This window comes from Sporosarcina sp. P29, assembly GCF_002743265.1.
Taxonomy (GTDB): Bacteria; Bacillota; Bacilli; order Bacillales_A; family Planococcaceae; genus Sporosarcina.
On sequence record NZ_PDYX01000004.1, the window covers coordinates 81447 to 97553 of the forward strand.

At 38.2% G+C, this 16107-nt stretch carries 18 protein-coding genes; 15 read left to right on the forward strand and 3 right to left on the reverse strand.

What is annotated here, in order from left to right; genetic code table 11:
* Positions 1-322: 322 nt before the first annotated feature.
* The gene (locus tag CSV68_RS05460; RefSeq protein WP_099661624.1) at positions 323-1057 is read right to left on the reverse strand and encodes a toxin regulator; all 735 of its coding nucleotides are present in this window, start codon (positions 1055-1057) and stop codon (positions 323-325) included.
* A 1018-nt stretch (positions 1058-2075) separates the two neighbouring features.
* Positions 2076-2837 carry a conserved phage C-terminal domain-containing protein gene (locus tag CSV68_RS05465; protein WP_099661625.1) on the reverse strand — a complete coding sequence of 254 codons (762 nt, stop codon included), beginning with the start codon at positions 2835-2837 and terminating at the stop codon, positions 2076-2078.
* A gap of 226 nt (positions 2838-3063) precedes the next feature.
* Between CSV68_RS05465 and CSV68_RS05470 the strand changes: the two genes are divergently transcribed.
* Complete coding sequence (locus CSV68_RS05470; protein ID WP_233192868.1) at positions 3064-3981, forward strand: LCP family glycopolymer transferase; 918 nt, start codon at positions 3064-3066, stop codon at positions 3979-3981.
* A gap of 244 nt (positions 3982-4225) precedes the next feature.
* Positions 4226-4996, forward strand: coding sequence for a hypothetical protein (locus CSV68_RS05475; protein WP_099661627.1), 771 nt, complete (start codon positions 4226-4228; stop codon positions 4994-4996).
* 78 nt (positions 4997-5074) lie between these two features.
* On the opposite strand, the gene fabG is transcribed toward CSV68_RS05475, so the two are convergent.
* Positions 5075-5839 (reverse strand): 3-oxoacyl-ACP reductase FabG, encoded by a 765-nt coding sequence (gene fabG, locus CSV68_RS05480; RefSeq protein WP_099661628.1) that lies wholly within the window; start codon positions 5837-5839, stop codon positions 5075-5077.
* Between the two features lie 522 nt (positions 5840-6361).
* On the opposite strand from fabG, the gene CSV68_RS05485 reads away from it, so the two are divergent.
* From CSV68_RS05485 to CSV68_RS05545, 13 genes are all read left to right on the forward strand, one after another.
* Positions 6362-7138 (forward strand): DeoR/GlpR family DNA-binding transcription regulator, encoded by a 777-nt coding sequence (locus CSV68_RS05485; RefSeq protein WP_099661629.1) that lies wholly within the window; start codon positions 6362-6364, stop codon positions 7136-7138.
* A 96-nt stretch (positions 7139-7234) separates the two neighbouring features.
* Entirely contained in the window at positions 7235-8485 is a 1251-nt protein-coding gene (locus CSV68_RS05490; protein ID WP_099661630.1) for a class-III pyridoxal-phosphate-dependent aminotransferase, read from the forward strand.
* A 27-nt stretch (positions 8486-8512) separates the two neighbouring features.
* Complete coding sequence (locus tag CSV68_RS05495; protein ID WP_099661631.1) at positions 8513-9538, forward strand: phosphotransferase enzyme family protein; 1026 nt, start codon at positions 8513-8515, stop codon at positions 9536-9538.
* A 56-nt stretch (positions 9539-9594) separates the two neighbouring features.
* Complete coding sequence (gene eat, locus CSV68_RS05500; protein ID WP_099634076.1) at positions 9595-10989, forward strand: ethanolamine permease; 1395 nt, start codon at positions 9595-9597, stop codon at positions 10987-10989.
* Positions 10989-11741 carry an HAD family hydrolase gene (locus tag CSV68_RS05505; RefSeq protein WP_099661632.1) on the forward strand — a complete coding sequence of 251 codons (753 nt, stop codon included), beginning with the start codon at positions 10989-10991 and terminating at the stop codon, positions 11739-11741. Before eat ends, CSV68_RS05505 begins: the two co-directional genes overlap by 1 nt.
* Positions 11741-12022 (forward strand): hypothetical protein, encoded by a 282-nt coding sequence (locus tag CSV68_RS05510; RefSeq protein WP_099661633.1) that lies wholly within the window; start codon positions 11741-11743, stop codon positions 12020-12022. Before CSV68_RS05505 ends, CSV68_RS05510 begins: the two co-directional genes overlap by 1 nt.
* A gap of 98 nt (positions 12023-12120) precedes the next feature.
* Positions 12121-13623 (forward strand): aldehyde dehydrogenase family protein, encoded by a 1503-nt coding sequence (locus CSV68_RS05515; RefSeq protein WP_099661634.1) that lies wholly within the window; start codon positions 12121-12123, stop codon positions 13621-13623.
* A 19-nt stretch (positions 13624-13642) separates the two neighbouring features.
* Positions 13643-13930, forward strand: a complete 288-nt coding sequence (locus CSV68_RS05520) for a BMC domain-containing protein (RefSeq protein ID WP_099661635.1) — start codon at positions 13643-13645, stop codon at positions 13928-13930.
* 32 nt (positions 13931-13962) lie between these two features.
* Positions 13963-14235, forward strand: coding sequence for a EutN/CcmL family microcompartment protein (locus tag CSV68_RS05525; RefSeq protein WP_099634071.1), 273 nt, complete (start codon positions 13963-13965; stop codon positions 14233-14235).
* 6 nt (positions 14236-14241) lie between these two features.
* The gene (locus CSV68_RS05530) at positions 14242-14520 is read left to right on the forward strand and encodes a BMC domain-containing protein (protein WP_099661636.1); all 279 of its coding nucleotides are present in this window, start codon (positions 14242-14244) and stop codon (positions 14518-14520) included.
* Positions 14521-14539: 19 nt separating this feature from the next.
* Positions 14540-14827: a BMC domain-containing protein gene (locus CSV68_RS05535; protein ID WP_099634069.1), complete on the forward strand. Its 288-nt coding sequence runs from the start codon at positions 14540-14542 to the stop codon at positions 14825-14827.
* A gap of 18 nt (positions 14828-14845) precedes the next feature.
* Entirely contained in the window at positions 14846-15502 is a 657-nt protein-coding gene (gene pduL / locus CSV68_RS05540; protein ID WP_099634068.1) for a phosphate propanoyltransferase, read from the forward strand.
* The gene (locus CSV68_RS05545) at positions 15495-16097 is read left to right on the forward strand and encodes a hypothetical protein (protein WP_099661637.1); all 603 of its coding nucleotides are present in this window, start codon (positions 15495-15497) and stop codon (positions 16095-16097) included. The genes pduL and CSV68_RS05545 overlap by 8 nt, the downstream gene beginning before the upstream one ends.
* The last annotated feature ends 10 nt before the right edge of the window (positions 16098-16107 follow it).

The window sequence follows — 16107 nt, forward strand, 5'->3', positions numbered from 1 at the left end:
GTGCACCTGTGCATCATGCAATTATGCAATAACTATCAACTTCTAAACTGCCAATCAATTGGCTCCAATTACTTTTGGTTTCTCGTAATTATGATTTATTGCACAAGTAATTATACTTGCCTCATATAATTCCGACAATTGAAGAGTGTAAAAGATAAGAGACTTTTGATGAACGCTATGCGCCAGAATTCGGATTGAACTTGATGATAATATTGGCTCAATATTTATGAAACAATCATTGGACTTATCGCAATAGACTCTGCATATTCCGAGCACATCAAAGAAGTTGTCCCAATAAACCTAGGACAACTTCTTTGATGTATTACTGATCAATCTTATCAATAGCGATCCCGGGAATAGAAATGCTTCCGCCCATAGTCGATTCATATGTGATTAGGCCTTTAGACATTCCGTAAATAGTAATCCTGTCATCATCTAATACTCTTGACGCAACAATACTAGAATCAAAAATAGCTAAAACAATAGTATCATAATTGTCATTAACAGCTAAACGAATCTGAGTTTCACCATCATCCTCAATTACTTGAATTACTTTACCACGGAATTTCACTTTTTCTAATAAATATTCATCGGGATTTCTTGCTAATTGATCGTATGTAATTCCCGTGTTGTAGCCTTGTTTTTCTTTAGCCTCTGCCTCTGCTTTTTCCTTCGCTTCCGCCACTTGTTTTGCCTTTTCATCGGCTAAACGTTTTTCTTCCGCAGCTTTCTCTTCGGCTACTTGTTTTGCCTTTTCATCAGCTAAGCGTTTTTCTTCTGCAGCCTTCGCTTCGGCCGCTTTTTGTTTACGCTCTTCTTCTTTTAATTTAAAAAATGGGGCAGCTTCATCTACTTTTGCTTGTAATTCTTTGTTCTTTCTTTCCAAATTTTCTTCATTTCCTGTTTTTACTGATAGATCTTTCTTCAATTCTTTCATGCTAGCATTTGCACTATCTAGTTGATCCTGAGATGGACCAATCATGGTTCCAATAATTAATGCAATCAATGCCGTTAATACAAATTTCCATCTTACTCTTAAAAAACCTAATACTCTCATTCTAAGATCTCCTTTAATTATCTTATACGACAAGATACCTATTGTGTTAAAAAACAGAATGCAGGCTGCAGGAAATAGGTGAATGATAGTATATCAAGACAAAAAGAGCGGCATCTGAAAAACCACTCTCCTAAACTGTTGTAGTGTGAGTTATAGCTGAAATCGTTCGCCAGTAGATAGAAATTGAATGCTTCAGGAAGAAAATACTTGCTTGTTACAATGGAGTCGATAGGGAAGAATTATACCTCTGGAGTAAGAATGAAATTAAACTCATTACCTAAATTCTTCTCTTTCCAATAGCTTATGACATTCCTGTGCCTATCGATGAAATCTGACTTATGTATCCCAATAGACTCCTTCTTGATAACACTCACCCGTGAGCGTTTTTACTGATTTTTTCCACCTAACATAACTTTTAGGATCTCTCTTATCTATTCATATCAATCCTTAGCAATGCAAGGTTAAATTTCTTACCTTCTATTATTAAGCTGCAAATATGTCGAGTGAAAACTTTATCAGTGGGTTTTCGCTTAAGGTATTTTCAACTTAATTATCGACCTAAAAGAGAGTCTTCTCTCTACGTTTACGGTAATAGGTCTTTTACTGAATGAGGTTAGACAAGATATCAGTTGTGCAATTAGTTAATCGCCTTCACTTACCTCAGATTGCATTGGGTGTAACTCAACTTAACCACACAGAAATTCATTACAACCAGCCTCTAAAGCGCTTTTCACTGATGTGCAGTATTCTTTTCTATCGTTACCTTTATGTATATCCTGTTCGACTGCTTCTATTCATCATCGTATATCTTAAAACTTTATCACTACCTTTGATTGTAGTCAAATAGTATTAATTAGGAGTAACGTTTCTTTTGACTTTTTAGAAACCGCATACCTGTATATCATAAAATAAACATAGCAAGAATTCCCTGATCTACTAATTCCGTAATTATCACTTACTCGTCACCTCCGCTGAAATCAAGCACAGGTGCAACGAGTGGGCGTCTTTTCGGTTTCGGTCACGTGATTTGTTCATTAACATAGTTTTCAAAGTTCGTTGCGTTAAACAACGTCGACGGTCGCAAGAATGCGCTGAGCTCATGACGGTCCAACCACTGCTTGGTCTTTAGATCAATGACACGCATGAAGTCTTCTTGTGTGTAGCCTTCTTTGATACGACCGTTGATGAATTTACGGGTAGCCGCAGACTCCGCTTTGAACTGTTTTCCGGTTTTGTCGTTTAAGTACTGAATCACAGAATGTGCGACGTCGAGATTCTTCTCGACAATGGGTTTATTCTTTATATTCTTAAGTTCTTTGGTTATAGGCCGTCCCATAGTGGGATACACCACCGTCTCACTGTGAGTTGGCACAGCGTCTGATTGTGAGTTGGCAGTCGTCTCATGTTGGGATGGTGTCTCGTCCGCTATTGGGTCATCGGGTATCTCACTTTGCTTATAGGAAGAGGGTAGTTGCTCATAACCGATTCGATACCATTTTGTGTTGTCGATTTTCATATTGTTGTGCTTCGAAGTGGAGATTATATATCCTTTTTGTTCTAAGTCGTACGTAATGCGCTTGATAGTGTTGAGGGACCAAAATGGAAATTCTTCGATCCAGTCGTCGTATGTATTGAACACCCATTTATGGCCATCCCGTATGTTTTTTGAAATATTCAAGCGGTAGTGTAGTTGCTGCAAGAATAGCGCAACGTTTAATCCGACTTTCATTTCGAGTGAAGTTAATAATAGAATCGGCTCATCGTTTATTAATAATTTCATACAGTTTTCCCCCAAGAGATCAGTGTAGTTGGAGTACTCAATTTGTACTTTTTATACTTCATATAGAGGGTTTTCTTGAAAAGGATACACATTACTTGAATTTTAAATAATCTTAGCTGTACAAAAAGTTCTGTGATATTATAGAGTATAATAGATTGTGTCATACATACTATAAATTTGTAGAATACATACTCTGTAGAATATAGGGAATTAGGGGCTGAATGGATTGGCAAGAAAGAAAAAAAGTAAATTGAAGTGGTTGTGGATTACACTCACAACGATCGCAATTCTCGTAGTGGCTGGTGGAATTTATTTATTCACTGTGTACGGCTCTGTTAAATCTACCGTAAATAAAGATACTCATGAACCTGTTAAGGCTATTGATACAGAAGTCACAAAAGAAAAAGTGGCGAAGCGTGATTCTATAAACGTCTTGTTAATGGGTGTCGACGAGCGAAAGGGAGACAAGGGCCGTTCGGATACGATGATTGTCATGACATTAGATGCGGATAATTCTAGAGCGCAAATGGTAAGTATTCCTCGAGATACGTTGACGGAAATTGTCGGAAAAGGTGTAAAGGATAAGATCAACCATGCGTACGCATTTGGCGGCAGTGAAATGTCTGTTGATACGGTTGAAAAGTTCTTGGATATTGACTTGGATTATTATGTGCGGGTGAATATGGAAGGGTTAGAAGATTTAGTAGATGCGGTTGACGGTATTACGATTCATAATAATTTTGAGTTTACTGAAGGTGGACGAACCTTTAAAGAGGGGGAAGTCACGCTAAACGGTAAAGAAGCACTTTCGTATGTACGTATGCGTAAAAACGATCCAGAAGGCGACGTAGGTCGTAACGAAAGACAGAGAAAAGTAATTCAAGCCGTTATTGACAAGGGAGTCAATGTCAAGTCCGTTACTAAAATTAATAAATTAATTGGTATACTTGGGAAAAACGTAGTAACCAACTTGGATTTTGACGAAATTCAAACATTATATAAAAATTATAAAAATGTACGACGTGATATATCCACGTATCAAATAACAGGTGAGAACAAAGTGATTGATGACATTTGGTATTTGTTAGTGCCGGATGAAGAAAAGGCAAAGACAACTGAAATGATTCGGGAGTATGGTGGATAAGTTTCTTTATTATGCTTTACTTGTTTTGTGCTAATAGGTGTCTACCAGCGATACAATGCGCTGGTAGACATTTTTATTATTATTTAAGTGGACGACAAACAAGGGACCTTACTCAAAGTTATAGCAAGGGCATCCAGTCGCCTACTATACACAAAAATAGTTCTGTAATGTACCTATTGCTATTCCCTATCTAGTAAGCAATCTGATAAACTTATAGAAAACCTATTAAGTGAAGGAGTTCTTTATGAAGAAGAGATTATTTATTCTATCATCTGTAGTAATGGCACTTATTGTCGTCAGTGGCGGCTATCTTCTTTATTTATTTCAATTCAAAGAATACGATGTGGCAGATGATCGGATAGAGGAGATTTTAGAAGATCCGTACGATGTGGTATTGCCTAAAGGCACAAAGCTATTGTTAGACCATAAAGATGGTAAAGGGGACAAACTAATTAAAGTACATCCCGTAATAGAAGAAGATAAGCGGGAAGGAGAACAGTCAGAAGACGAGACTACTTTTAGTTTTGATGATACTGGATTATCGAGTGCTACTGCAGCTGGAGAAGTTGCGGGGAACAGTAGTGTGGATAGGCCCTCATCGCTATCGACATTTGAAGACGAGTCTCCGAATGCGGATGCAAACAACCCGATGCCGACTGCTAAAGTAACAGTTGCCGAAATTAAAAAGAAATACGAACCGGTCATTATAAGTTTCTATAGTCAAATGTATGCCAAGCACCATTCCGTGATTGACCGTGTGAAAGATGAACACAGTATAAAAAAAGAGGCAGAGGAGAGTTTCAGTTATGCCTATATGTATAGTAAATATATGGGGGTAGCGGACACCTTTGAAGCCAAGACGGATTTCATGTTTAATGGAATAATAGAGTCTTTGGAAAAAGATTTGGCGGCTAATGGATACAGTAACGTATACTCAAAAGGCTTTAAAGATGAATATGAAGCGGGGAAGAAAGAACGTCGCGATGAAATTTTAAGTGAAGCGTTGGGACGTTGAATAGAAAGTACGGCTATTTGGGAATGGTGGTATTCCTGAATAGCCGTTTTTTTGTATGGTACTAGATCCACATGCGAGTCATTCAATACTCTCAGGTAAAATTTGACCGCCATCTACTACGAGTGTTTGTCCGGTAATGAAGTTTGCCTCCTTAGAAGCGAAGAAGGCAGCTGCATGTCCTATGTCGTCTACAATCCCTAAGCGTTTAAAAGGTATTGCAGCTGCCATAGCATGTAAATACTCATCTCCTAGTCCATCCAAACCTTCAGTGAGGATATTGCCTGGTGAGACGGCATTAATTGTAACGTGGTCAGTGGCTAATTCGAGTGCAGCTGTCCTCATAAAACCGAGTTGTGCTGCTTTACTCGCTCCGTAATGTGCCCATCCCGAGTATCCAGTTATAGGTCCGGTTATGGAAGAAGTTAATATGAAACGTCCATATTCAGCTTTTTTTACATAGGGCATAAATGCTTTCACTGTGAAGAAGGTACCTTTGGAGTTTATGTTTTGCACGTGATCCCATTGTTCTTCTGTCATTTCATCTATAGTAGCAGATGGGAAAATCCCTGCATTTGCACAAACAATATCAATACCACCGAAATCATTAAAAATAGTTTGAGCCGTTTTCTCTAAGGATTGTAAAGAGGTTACATCAGCTGTATAAGCGTTAACATTATTATTGTTATGTTGTAATGCATTTGCGGTTTCTTGACCTAGTGTTAAATCGCGAGAGATAATGGCAACGTTTGCCCCTTTCTCAGAAAAGACTTTTGCGATACCTTTGCCAATCCCCTTACTTCCACCTGTCACTACGACCGTTTTTCCTTCAAATTGTTTCCTCATTCTATCATCCTCCTAAAATTGAATGAAAATTTCTTACATATAGAAGTGTAAATAAAAGGTTTAACTATATTGTTGAATCCACAATATATTGCTGTAATTTGTGGATTCCAAATATACTATCATTAGCTAGATAATTAGTCAATGTTATAATTTTCTGAATTTAATATAGGCATATGAGTAGTTAAAATATTGTTAAGAATTCTATGAATGTATGTATTAGGTAAGTACAACATACAGTAATTAAGACTGTAGTTGTAAAATCACTGATACTATTATGATCTAATTAGTTTTGGAAAAGAAAGAAAACAATTTATTGAACCGTTTTTAAATAGTGAAATTACTATTTTGTTAATTCTGAATTTTCTATTGACTATTTGGAATGATGATGATATTATTTTGTAAATCCACAGGAATCAAAGTCATTCCACAAATATTGAAAGCTTTCATTCGATTCTAGTGAAGGGGTCTATTATACTGTGAATGTGAGGTGCTACATACATAAACAGGATAGGGGATTGAATTATGTCATTATCATTTGAAGATAGAAAAAAAGTGATTTTAGAAGTATTAGAACGAGATGAAAAAGTATATGTACCTGAGCTAGCAAGTGAGTTCCAAGTATCTGGTGAAACAATTCGAAGAGATTTAGATCGTCTCGAAAAAGAAGGAATTTTAAAGAAGGTGTATGGCGGTGCGGTTAAAGAAAAGTCTTCAGTAGAGCTGCCATTTGATTTGAAAGCAGATATTCTAAGCTTTGAAAAAAGTGCTATATGTAAAGCGGCGGCAGAATTAGTTGAAGATGGAGATAGTGTGATTATTGGACATGGTACTACAACAGTAGGGATTATCCCTAACTTAATTAGTAAAAAAAATATCACCATCATTACACCGTCAGTACCGGTATTGTTAGCTACTATGGAACATTTTCAGGGAAAAGTAATCTTTGTTGGAGGTGAGTATGAAGCAAATCAAAAATTCACAAGTGGTCCTTTATCTACTTCTATCCTCAATCAATTAAAAGCTAATAAAGCTTTTGTAGCAGCAGGAGGGTTATCTATTAATGAAGGCATGTCTGATTATGATTTGCAGGGAGCGAGTAGTTCGAGACATATGATGAAACGGGCAGATGAAACTATAATACTTGCCGATCACTCAAAGTTTGGAAGGACAACATTTGCTCATATTTGTTCATTAAAGGATATATCCATGATTGTTACAGATAAAAGGTGTTCTAATGAATGGAATAATGTATTAGAGGAAAATGGAATTGGCTTAATCATAGCTAATTTGGAAAACTGAAAATTAAAATGAAAGTATATCTCAATGAAATACGTGTTGAAATATCGTTTATGGATTGTATAAATTAATTTCTAAGTAAAGGTGGAGATAGAAATAATGGAATATAACATGAGCAAATCAGCAGTTTTAGATAAATCTATTCAATATTGGAATCCTGGTAAGACGAAACAGTGGCAAACGGATGGCGTCGACTTAGTAATAGGCAAACGTGAAGATTATTTTCTATATGATATGGAAGGAAAAAAGTTGATGGACCTTCATTTAAATGGTGGAACGTATAATCTGGGACATCGAAATCAGGAGATCATCTCATCATTAAAAGAAGCGATGGATCATTTTGATATCGGAAATCACCATTTCCCTTCGACCGCACGTGCGCAGTTAGCAGAGCAGTTTGATAAGTGTACGCCAGACAATCTTCGTTACTCCATATTTTCTAGTGGCGGTGGAGAGGCTATAGATGTAGCTATTAAGAGTGCGCGTTACGCAACGAAAAGAAGAAAAGTAGTCTCGCTTAAATACGCCTATCATGGTCACACAGGGATAGCAGTTTCTTTAGGAAATGAACGCTATTCTAAATTGTTTTTGAGTGAAGGAAGCCCTGATGAAGTAGTCAACGTTTTATTCAATGATTTAGATGAAATGGAAAGAGCCCTTTCTCAAGAAGATGTAGCGTGTGTGATTATTGAGACGATACCAGCTACATATGGTTTCCCTTTACCTGATCCTGGTTATCTTGAAGAGACAAAACGTTTATGCGAGAAGTATGGCAGTTTATATGTTGCAGATGAAGTGCAAACAGGACTTTTACGTACTGGCAAACTGTGGGGCTTTGAGCATCATAATATCAAACCTGACATTTTGGTAACTGCCAAAGGTCTGAGTGGCGGAATATATCCCATTGCAGCTACTATCGTCAGCGATAAAGTAGGTCAATGGATGAATGAAGATGGATTCGCACACATATCTACATTTGGTGGATCGGAACTAGGCTGTGTAGTGGCGATGAAGGTATTAGAAATTTCTCAGCGCCCCGAAACGATAGAGAATGTAGAGTATACATCACGATATATACGTTCAGGTTTAGAGAGAATCAAAAACCAATATTCAGATCAATTCACAGGGATACGTCAAAAAGGTGTCATTCTTGGCTTGGAGTTCGAAAAAAATGATGGTGCTAAAGATATTATGCGATCCTTGTATGACAATGGGGTATGGGCCATTTATTCAATGCTAGATACAAAGGTTTTACAATTTAAGCCTGGGCTATTGTTAGATCAGCAGTATTGTGATGATTTGCTGAATCGTGTGGAAACGAGTATTGGTCAAGCTGTACGGAAAATGTAGTGATAGATAGAAAGGGGGATTTTAAAGATGAGTAATACGAGTGCGAATACATGGGATCGTTCTATTGAATTCTTTAATCAGGTGTCGCATAAAGCGAAGGATATGTATGAGGGGCTAGACGACTTTTCAGTCAAGCTCCTGGATTACTCTGAAAATGCTACTTACCTTGTGGAAAATCCAAAAACCGATGAAAAGTTCATCTTACGTGTTTGCCGACCTGACTATCATAAGAAAGTGGAAATCGAAAGTGAAGTCAAGTGGTTACAATCTATTGATGAACATACGACTATTATGGTTTCAAAGCCTATTCTAGGTTCAAACAACGAGTTTTTGCAAACGGTTACATTGGAAGGAGATAGTCGGAATTATCATTGTGTGCTATTTACCTTTCTTGAGGGTGAAACACCGGATGTTGATAATGAAGAAAAACTAATACGCATATTTAGAGAAATCGGAAGAACTACAGCGCAGTTTCATCGACATTCTACTTCTAATTATGCAAAGTTTGAAGAGATTAAACGTCCTATTTGGGATTATGATAATTTGTTGGGTGAACAACCTAAATGGGGAAGATGGGAAGATGGTAGGGGCATTACTCCAGAACGTGAGCAACTTTTAACACGTGTTTCACAAACGATTAAATCTCGTTTGGAGGCCTTTGGTAAGGATCCTGAATCCTTTGGTTTAATTCATGCGGATTTGCGACATGCCAATCTACTAATAGACAATGACAAAAAAGTTGTGCAGGTGATCGACTTTGATGACAGTGGATTTGGCTGGTACTTATATGATTTGGCTACGTCCTTATCATTTATTGAACATCGTTCCTACGTCCCTAAACTGATAGAAGCTTGGCTTGAAGGATATAGGGAAGTGCGTTCGCTATCTCCGAAAGAAGAAAAAGAAATTCCAACGTTTATTATGATGAGAAGATTGCAACTCATAGCTTGGATTGGTTCCCGCGATAATGAGACTGCCGAAGAACTCGGAGCTGAATATTCAGTTGAAACCGATGACTTGGCTATTTCATACCTAGAGAAGTTTGAATATTGAAAAATATTTTACGGCCGCAGATAAAACAAAAAATACATCTTTAAAAGGAGAATATTATGAGTGATAAGAAAAATTTAGAATTAAAGAGAACACTCACCCCTTTTAACTTATGGGTTATAGGTGTTGGTATCGTTATATCGGGTAACTTCTTTGGTTGGAACTTTGGATTAAGTTCTTCGGGATATGTAGGTATGTTAATAGCTGTAGCCATAATGGGTGTCATGTACGCATTTATGTCATTCGGCATTTCCGAGTTATCGACGGCTTTACCTTTTGCTGGTGGACCGTATTCATTTGCTAGACGTGCCATGGGCCCGTTTGTAGGTTTTGTTACAGGCATAGGAGTCATGTTGCAATATGTTATTGCTGCACCGGTCGTAGCTATTGGTATTGGTGCATACATTAATTTTCTATTTCCAACTGTTAATCCAATTGTTTCGGCTGCGGTTATGTATGTGTTCTTCATGGCTATCCATATCCTAGGCGTAAAAGAATACGCTAGACTTGAAGCGGTACTGGTGTTTATAGCATTAGCCCTCTTAGTGCTTATGTATTTTGTAGGCTTACCTCAAATTAAAGTCGAGAATTTATTTGGAAGTGAAGGTCAATCTATGATCCCAGGTGGCATAAAAGGGATATGGGCAGCCTTACCATTTGCAATGTGGCTGTTCCTAGCTATAGAAATGCTACCGATGCTTTCAGAAGAAACTCGTGACCCGAAAAAAGATATGCCAAAAGGTATTTTGTCGGGAATGTTTACACTCATAATCTTATCTGTGTTAACTACAACCGTAGCGATTGGTCTTAGTGGTTACGATCAATTAAGTACAGCGGAAGATCCATTACCTGCTGCGATTGCCGCAGCATTTGGAGGCACCTATTGGTTGGCTCAATTACTTGCTTCTGTTGGCTTGGTTGGTTTGATAGCTAGTTTTTCAGGAGTAATACTTGCTTATTCTAGACAGATATTTTCCTTGTCAAGAGCGGGGTATTTACCAGCAGTATTTTCAAAACTACATCCAAAACGTCGAACGCCTTATATGGCAATAATTTTACCAGGCTTTATTGGATTAGTCTTAGTCGCATTCTTTAATCCGGATGACTTGATCTTAATTGCTACTTTTGGTGCATTGATCTCGTACATCTCAGTTAACCTTTCACTTATTATCTTACGTAAAAAAGAACCTAATTTGCATCGGCCGTATAAATCACCTATGTATCCGTTTATGCCGATTGTTTCTATGGTGTTAGCCTGTATAGCACTTTTCGCAAGCTTCTTTGCAAATCTTACTTTCTTCTGGGTGAGTATTGCAGTTTTTGGAGTAGCTATTCTTTATTACTTCATATGGGCACGGCACAATATCAATGCAGATGCGCCTGAGGAACAATTTTTGCAAAAAGAAGAAGGTGAAGTGCACTTAATTCCTGAGGTTGCTAAGGAGAGTATTTGATGAACCTTTCACAAGAAGACGTGCAGACTATTCTGTTTGATAAAGATGGTACATTAATTGATCTGCCTTCTGTTTGGTTGCCGTGGATAGAAGATGTGGACCGATATCTATCTGATTCTATTTCGAACTATCCGTATCAAGCTGAAGGGATCAAGTATCTAGTCGGTGTAAATAAACAAGATGGTGGGATTGATCCTAAAGGTCCGCTTGCCATTGGAAGTGTAGAAGAAAGTATTTCGGTTATTGCATTCTTGCTCTACCAAAAAGGATTGTCTTGGGATAGCGCACTTTTATATGCGAGAGATAGTGTCGATTATGCGAATGAGCGACAAAATAATTCAGCGTCTCTACGCTTGGTCGATGGCGTTGAGGAGTTGCTCAATCATCTATCTATAAAAGGTTATAATTTAGGGGTTTTGACTGCTGATGATACAGATAAAGCGAATGAGCAATTGAACAGGTTGAACATATCAAAGTACTTTAACTTTGTAATTGGTAGCGATTTGGTAGACCGAAGTAAGCCGTTCCCAGATTTAGCATATGCCGCTCGCGATCGATACGGAGTGAAGTTGGAAAACTCCGTTATGATTGGTGATACTAATGCGGATATTCAATTAGGAAAAAGCGCAGGAGTGAAATTTACTATAGGAATAGTCAGTTACACCGGAAGTGAAGTAACACATCTACATGAAGCAGATTTACTAATTCATAATTACTCTGAATTACTTTCTTCGAGTGAGGAGGCAAAATAATGAACACAGATATTGTTGCAGAAATCACTAAATTAGTTATGGAACGCTTGGGGAAAGAAGAAATGCCGTCATCTTCATTAACAGATTCGGAAATAAAACGCTGGAATGATATTTCAACAACGATACAAAGATCGAGTGGAAAAAAAGGAGAGATACAAAGTGTACTCTCTCCCTTAACACCTGAGGATCTACGAAATTGGAATAGTATTTCTGAGAAGAATTCAAAGAGGCAACCGCTTAACAGAAATTCAGACAACGTTAGATTTCATACGCAATACTAACGATTACTTAGCGTAATTCATTTGAAACATTTACGTCGGATGTAGAGAGGGCGTTTCCTATTAAATCATACAATACTTCGTATAGTGCAACGGTAGAGATGATGGAAGCTGTGCAGAAAGCAAAATCAGCTCAGGAGAGGTTTAGTAATTTTCAACCTGAAAAAATTGATCAAATAGTTAAAAGTATTGCTAAAGCTGCTTTTGCAAAGGCGGACTATCTTGCAATGATTGCTGTAGAAGAAACAGGTATGGGTGTAGTAGAGCATAAGAAGATAAAAAACGAACTTGGATCTATGGGTGTATATGAGTCCATTAAAGATGAGAAAACAGTAGGTGTAATCAAGCGTGATTCAAAGCTGAAGTTAACCGAAGTTGCCTATCCATTTGGAGTTATTGCAGCCATTTGTCCGACGACGAATCCCACGTCTACAGCGATTTTCAAGACTTTGATTTCACTAAAGGCAGGAAATGCTATCGTAGTCAGTCCCCATCCTACAGCTGCTTATTGTACAGTAGAAGCTTTAAAGATTTGTTTGGAAGCAGCTATATTGGCGGGGGCGCCTGAAGGACTTATTGGATGGATTTCAAAACCAACTATGGAGGCTACTACTGCTCTCATTCAACATCCATCCATTGACTTGATTCTTGCCACGGGTGGTAGTGGGCTAGTGAAAGCGGCTTATAGTTCGGGCAAGCCAGCGTATGGTGTTGGTCCCGGGAACGGTCCTGTATATTTTGAAAAGTCAGCAAATGTAAAGAAAGCTGTTCAATTAGTTTTGGATAGCAAAACATTTGATAATGGGACACTGTGTTCTACAGAACAATCGATAGTTGTGCATAAGAACATTAAAGAACTAGCAATGCGTGAATTACGCAATCACGGTGCATATTTTTTGAATCTAGAGGAGAAGCAACGATTAGGGAATGTGATAGCGCCTAAAGAGGGGCAGTTAAATGCCAAAATAGTAGGTAGATCAGCAGAGTGGATAGCAAATATGGCCAATATTAGTGTGCCGAAGGGTACTAGAGTATTAATTGCTGAAGAGGACAAGATAGGTAAAAGCATACCATTCTCACTTGAGAAGCTAGCACCTATTTTCCCGCTATACACTGCCGAAAGTGAAGAAGATGCCTATCGAATCTGTACAGAACTTTTGAACTTTATCGGCAAGGGACATAGTTGTTCAATTCATACATCAGATGACGATGCTGCCGAACGATTTGGTCTTGCAATGCCTGTTTCTCGTGTCTTAGTTAATACTATGGCTTCAATCGGTGCGGCGGGTGCGACTACAGCGCTTATGCCGTCTTTAACGTTAGGTTGCGGATCGTATGGAGGTAATATTTCATCAGATAATATTACTGCACGTCATTTGTATAATACGAAGCGAATTGCTTTTGGAATTAATGAAGTGATACTTCCAAAAACATCTCATTCAGAACTAGCTCCTACAGAACGTACTTCTAAAAGGATAACCAATATCAACATTGAAGAAGTTGTGGATCAAGTAATAAGAGAAATAAATAGAAACGATCTTGATTCAAATCTGTTATCGATTTCTAATACGATAGAACAAGTTGTCAAACAATACACTAAGTAATTAAAAGGAGGAAATTAGAATGAATGAAATCAATGGAGCATTAGGGATGATAGAAACAAAAGGCTTGGTAGCCGCGTTAGAGGCAGCAGATGCAATGGTCAAAGCAGCGAATGTACAAATTATTGGTAAGACACATGTCGGTGGTGGCATCGTAACTGTTCTTGTAACAGGTGACGTAGGAGCGGTGAAAGCAGCCACTGAATCAGGAAGTGCAGCTGCAAGCAGAGTAGGAGAATTACTTTCTGTTCATGTAATACCAAGACCGCATAATGAAATTTCTGGCATACTGCCAAAAGTAAGTTCTTGAAACATATTTGAAGCGAAGGCAGGTGATCAGGAATGTTACTGGGTACTGTCATAGAAAATATTTGGGCAACCCGTAAAGAGGACGGATTAACAGGTTTAACCTTCCTTGTCATACAACCAGGCGTAGATCAGAAACATATATCTTCTGAGATGCCGATTATAGCGGTGGATCGTATAGGTGCCGGAATAGGAGATAGAGTGATAGTTACACAAGGTTCTCCTGCAGGTGCTGTTCAAATGGATTTAAAGATTCCAATTGATGCTATCGTGATCGGTATTGTAGACACACCTACGAATGGAACGTGATGAAAAATGAATGAAGCATTAGGCATGATAGAAGTCTATGGAGTTGCCCACTCTATCCTTATTGCAGATTCCATGCTGAAGACAGCAAATATTCGTGTAATCTCAACAGAAGAAGTAAGTCAAGCGTATTATACAATAGTCATTGCAGGGTATGTAGACTCCGTTCACTTGGCAATTGAACATGGGAGAGAAATTGCCGGAAAAGCAAGTGTGCTTATTGCATCAAAAGTAATAGCGAGACAGATGAAAGAGACGATCACTAGTTTGTTGAAAAATAATGTATGAAAAATAGGAGGAATACAATATGAGTAGCGAAGCTTTAGGAATGATAGAAACAAAAGGGTTAGTAGCATCTATAGAAGCTGCAGATGCAATGGTGAAATCTGCAAATGTGCAAGTGGTAGGTAAAGTCCATGTGGGTGGAGGGATTGTAACTATTCTAGTAAGAGGTGATGTCGGAGCTGTGAAAGCGGCGACAGAATCAGGGGCTACTGCAGCTCAACGAGTAGGCGAGCTAATTTCAGTGCATGTAATACCGAGACCTCATAATGAAATAGAGAGCTTATTGCCAAAAATGGATTCATTAAATTGAGACTAAGGGGGGAACTTCATGGACGGGGAGGTAATTCAAGCAATTGTGGAAGACGTGATAAAAGAAATGACTACAGGTACATCAAATAGTCGTGCCATCCCAATATCTATTTCAGCAAGACATTGTCATTTGTGTCAAAAGGATATTGAAACATTATTTGGACCAGGGTACGAATTAACGAAAAGGTCTGAACTATCGCAACCTGGACAATTTGCAGCTAATGAAACTGTCACTTTGATAGGGCCGCGTGACAGTATACATTCTGTACGTATCCTAGGACCCGCTCGTAGTGTATCTCAAGTAGAAGTGAGCAAAACGGATGGGGTGAAATTAGGAATAAATCCTCCGTTGCGCGAATCTGGAGATATTAAAAATTCAGCTTCTATTACGTTAGTGGGCACTAAAGGAAGTGTGTATTTAAAAGAAGGACTGATTGTTGCAAAAGCGCATATTCACATGCGTCCAAAAGATGCCCAAACACTCAAAGTAGATAATGGCGATTATGTAAAAGTGACAGTACAAAATGAGAGACCTGTGACTTTTGAAAAAGTGCTTATCCGTGTGTCTCCCAACTACATAACGGATATGCATATTGACACGGATGAAGCGAATGCGGGTGCTATTGAAAATGGCTCGTTCGGAAAAATTCGTCACATAGAGAAGAATAATGAATAATAAAAAAGTGATCGAGGACATAGTTCAAGAAGTGTTAAATCAGTTGGGGAAATCAAAGCTGTATGGAAATGATATATCACTTCCTCTATTATATGTCCACCAAGCTGATGATGAAGCTATTCAAATGCTGAAAAAGAAATGGGAAGTAACTGATGACTTAAAGGAAAGTGTAGACCATGTGCTGTTTTGTGCCGTTTCACAAAACACGCTTGTAAAAGGTGCGCTAGGTTTAGCGGATGATCCGTGTAGTAAGTTGCTTGCCACGTTTTTATTAAATGGAAAGAAAGTAACGATGATCCCTTCAAAGGACTTGGAGTGGTTACTAGACTCTGACGAAAAGGACACACCATATACACGTCACCTGTTAGCGTATAAAGAACAGCTTGAAAAATTTGGCGTGCAGTTCGTTAGATTGAATGAGTTTACTATGCTTTCTACACAGGAAAAATCACCTTCAGTCGACAAACTATTAACAGAAAAAATAGTGAAAAGCATTACAAGTAAAAATATTTTCGTTAGACGTGCCACCATTGTCACTCCATTGGCCCGTGACACTGCCAAGGAGCTTGGAAAAGTAATAAAAGTAATTGAATGAGCATTCAAGC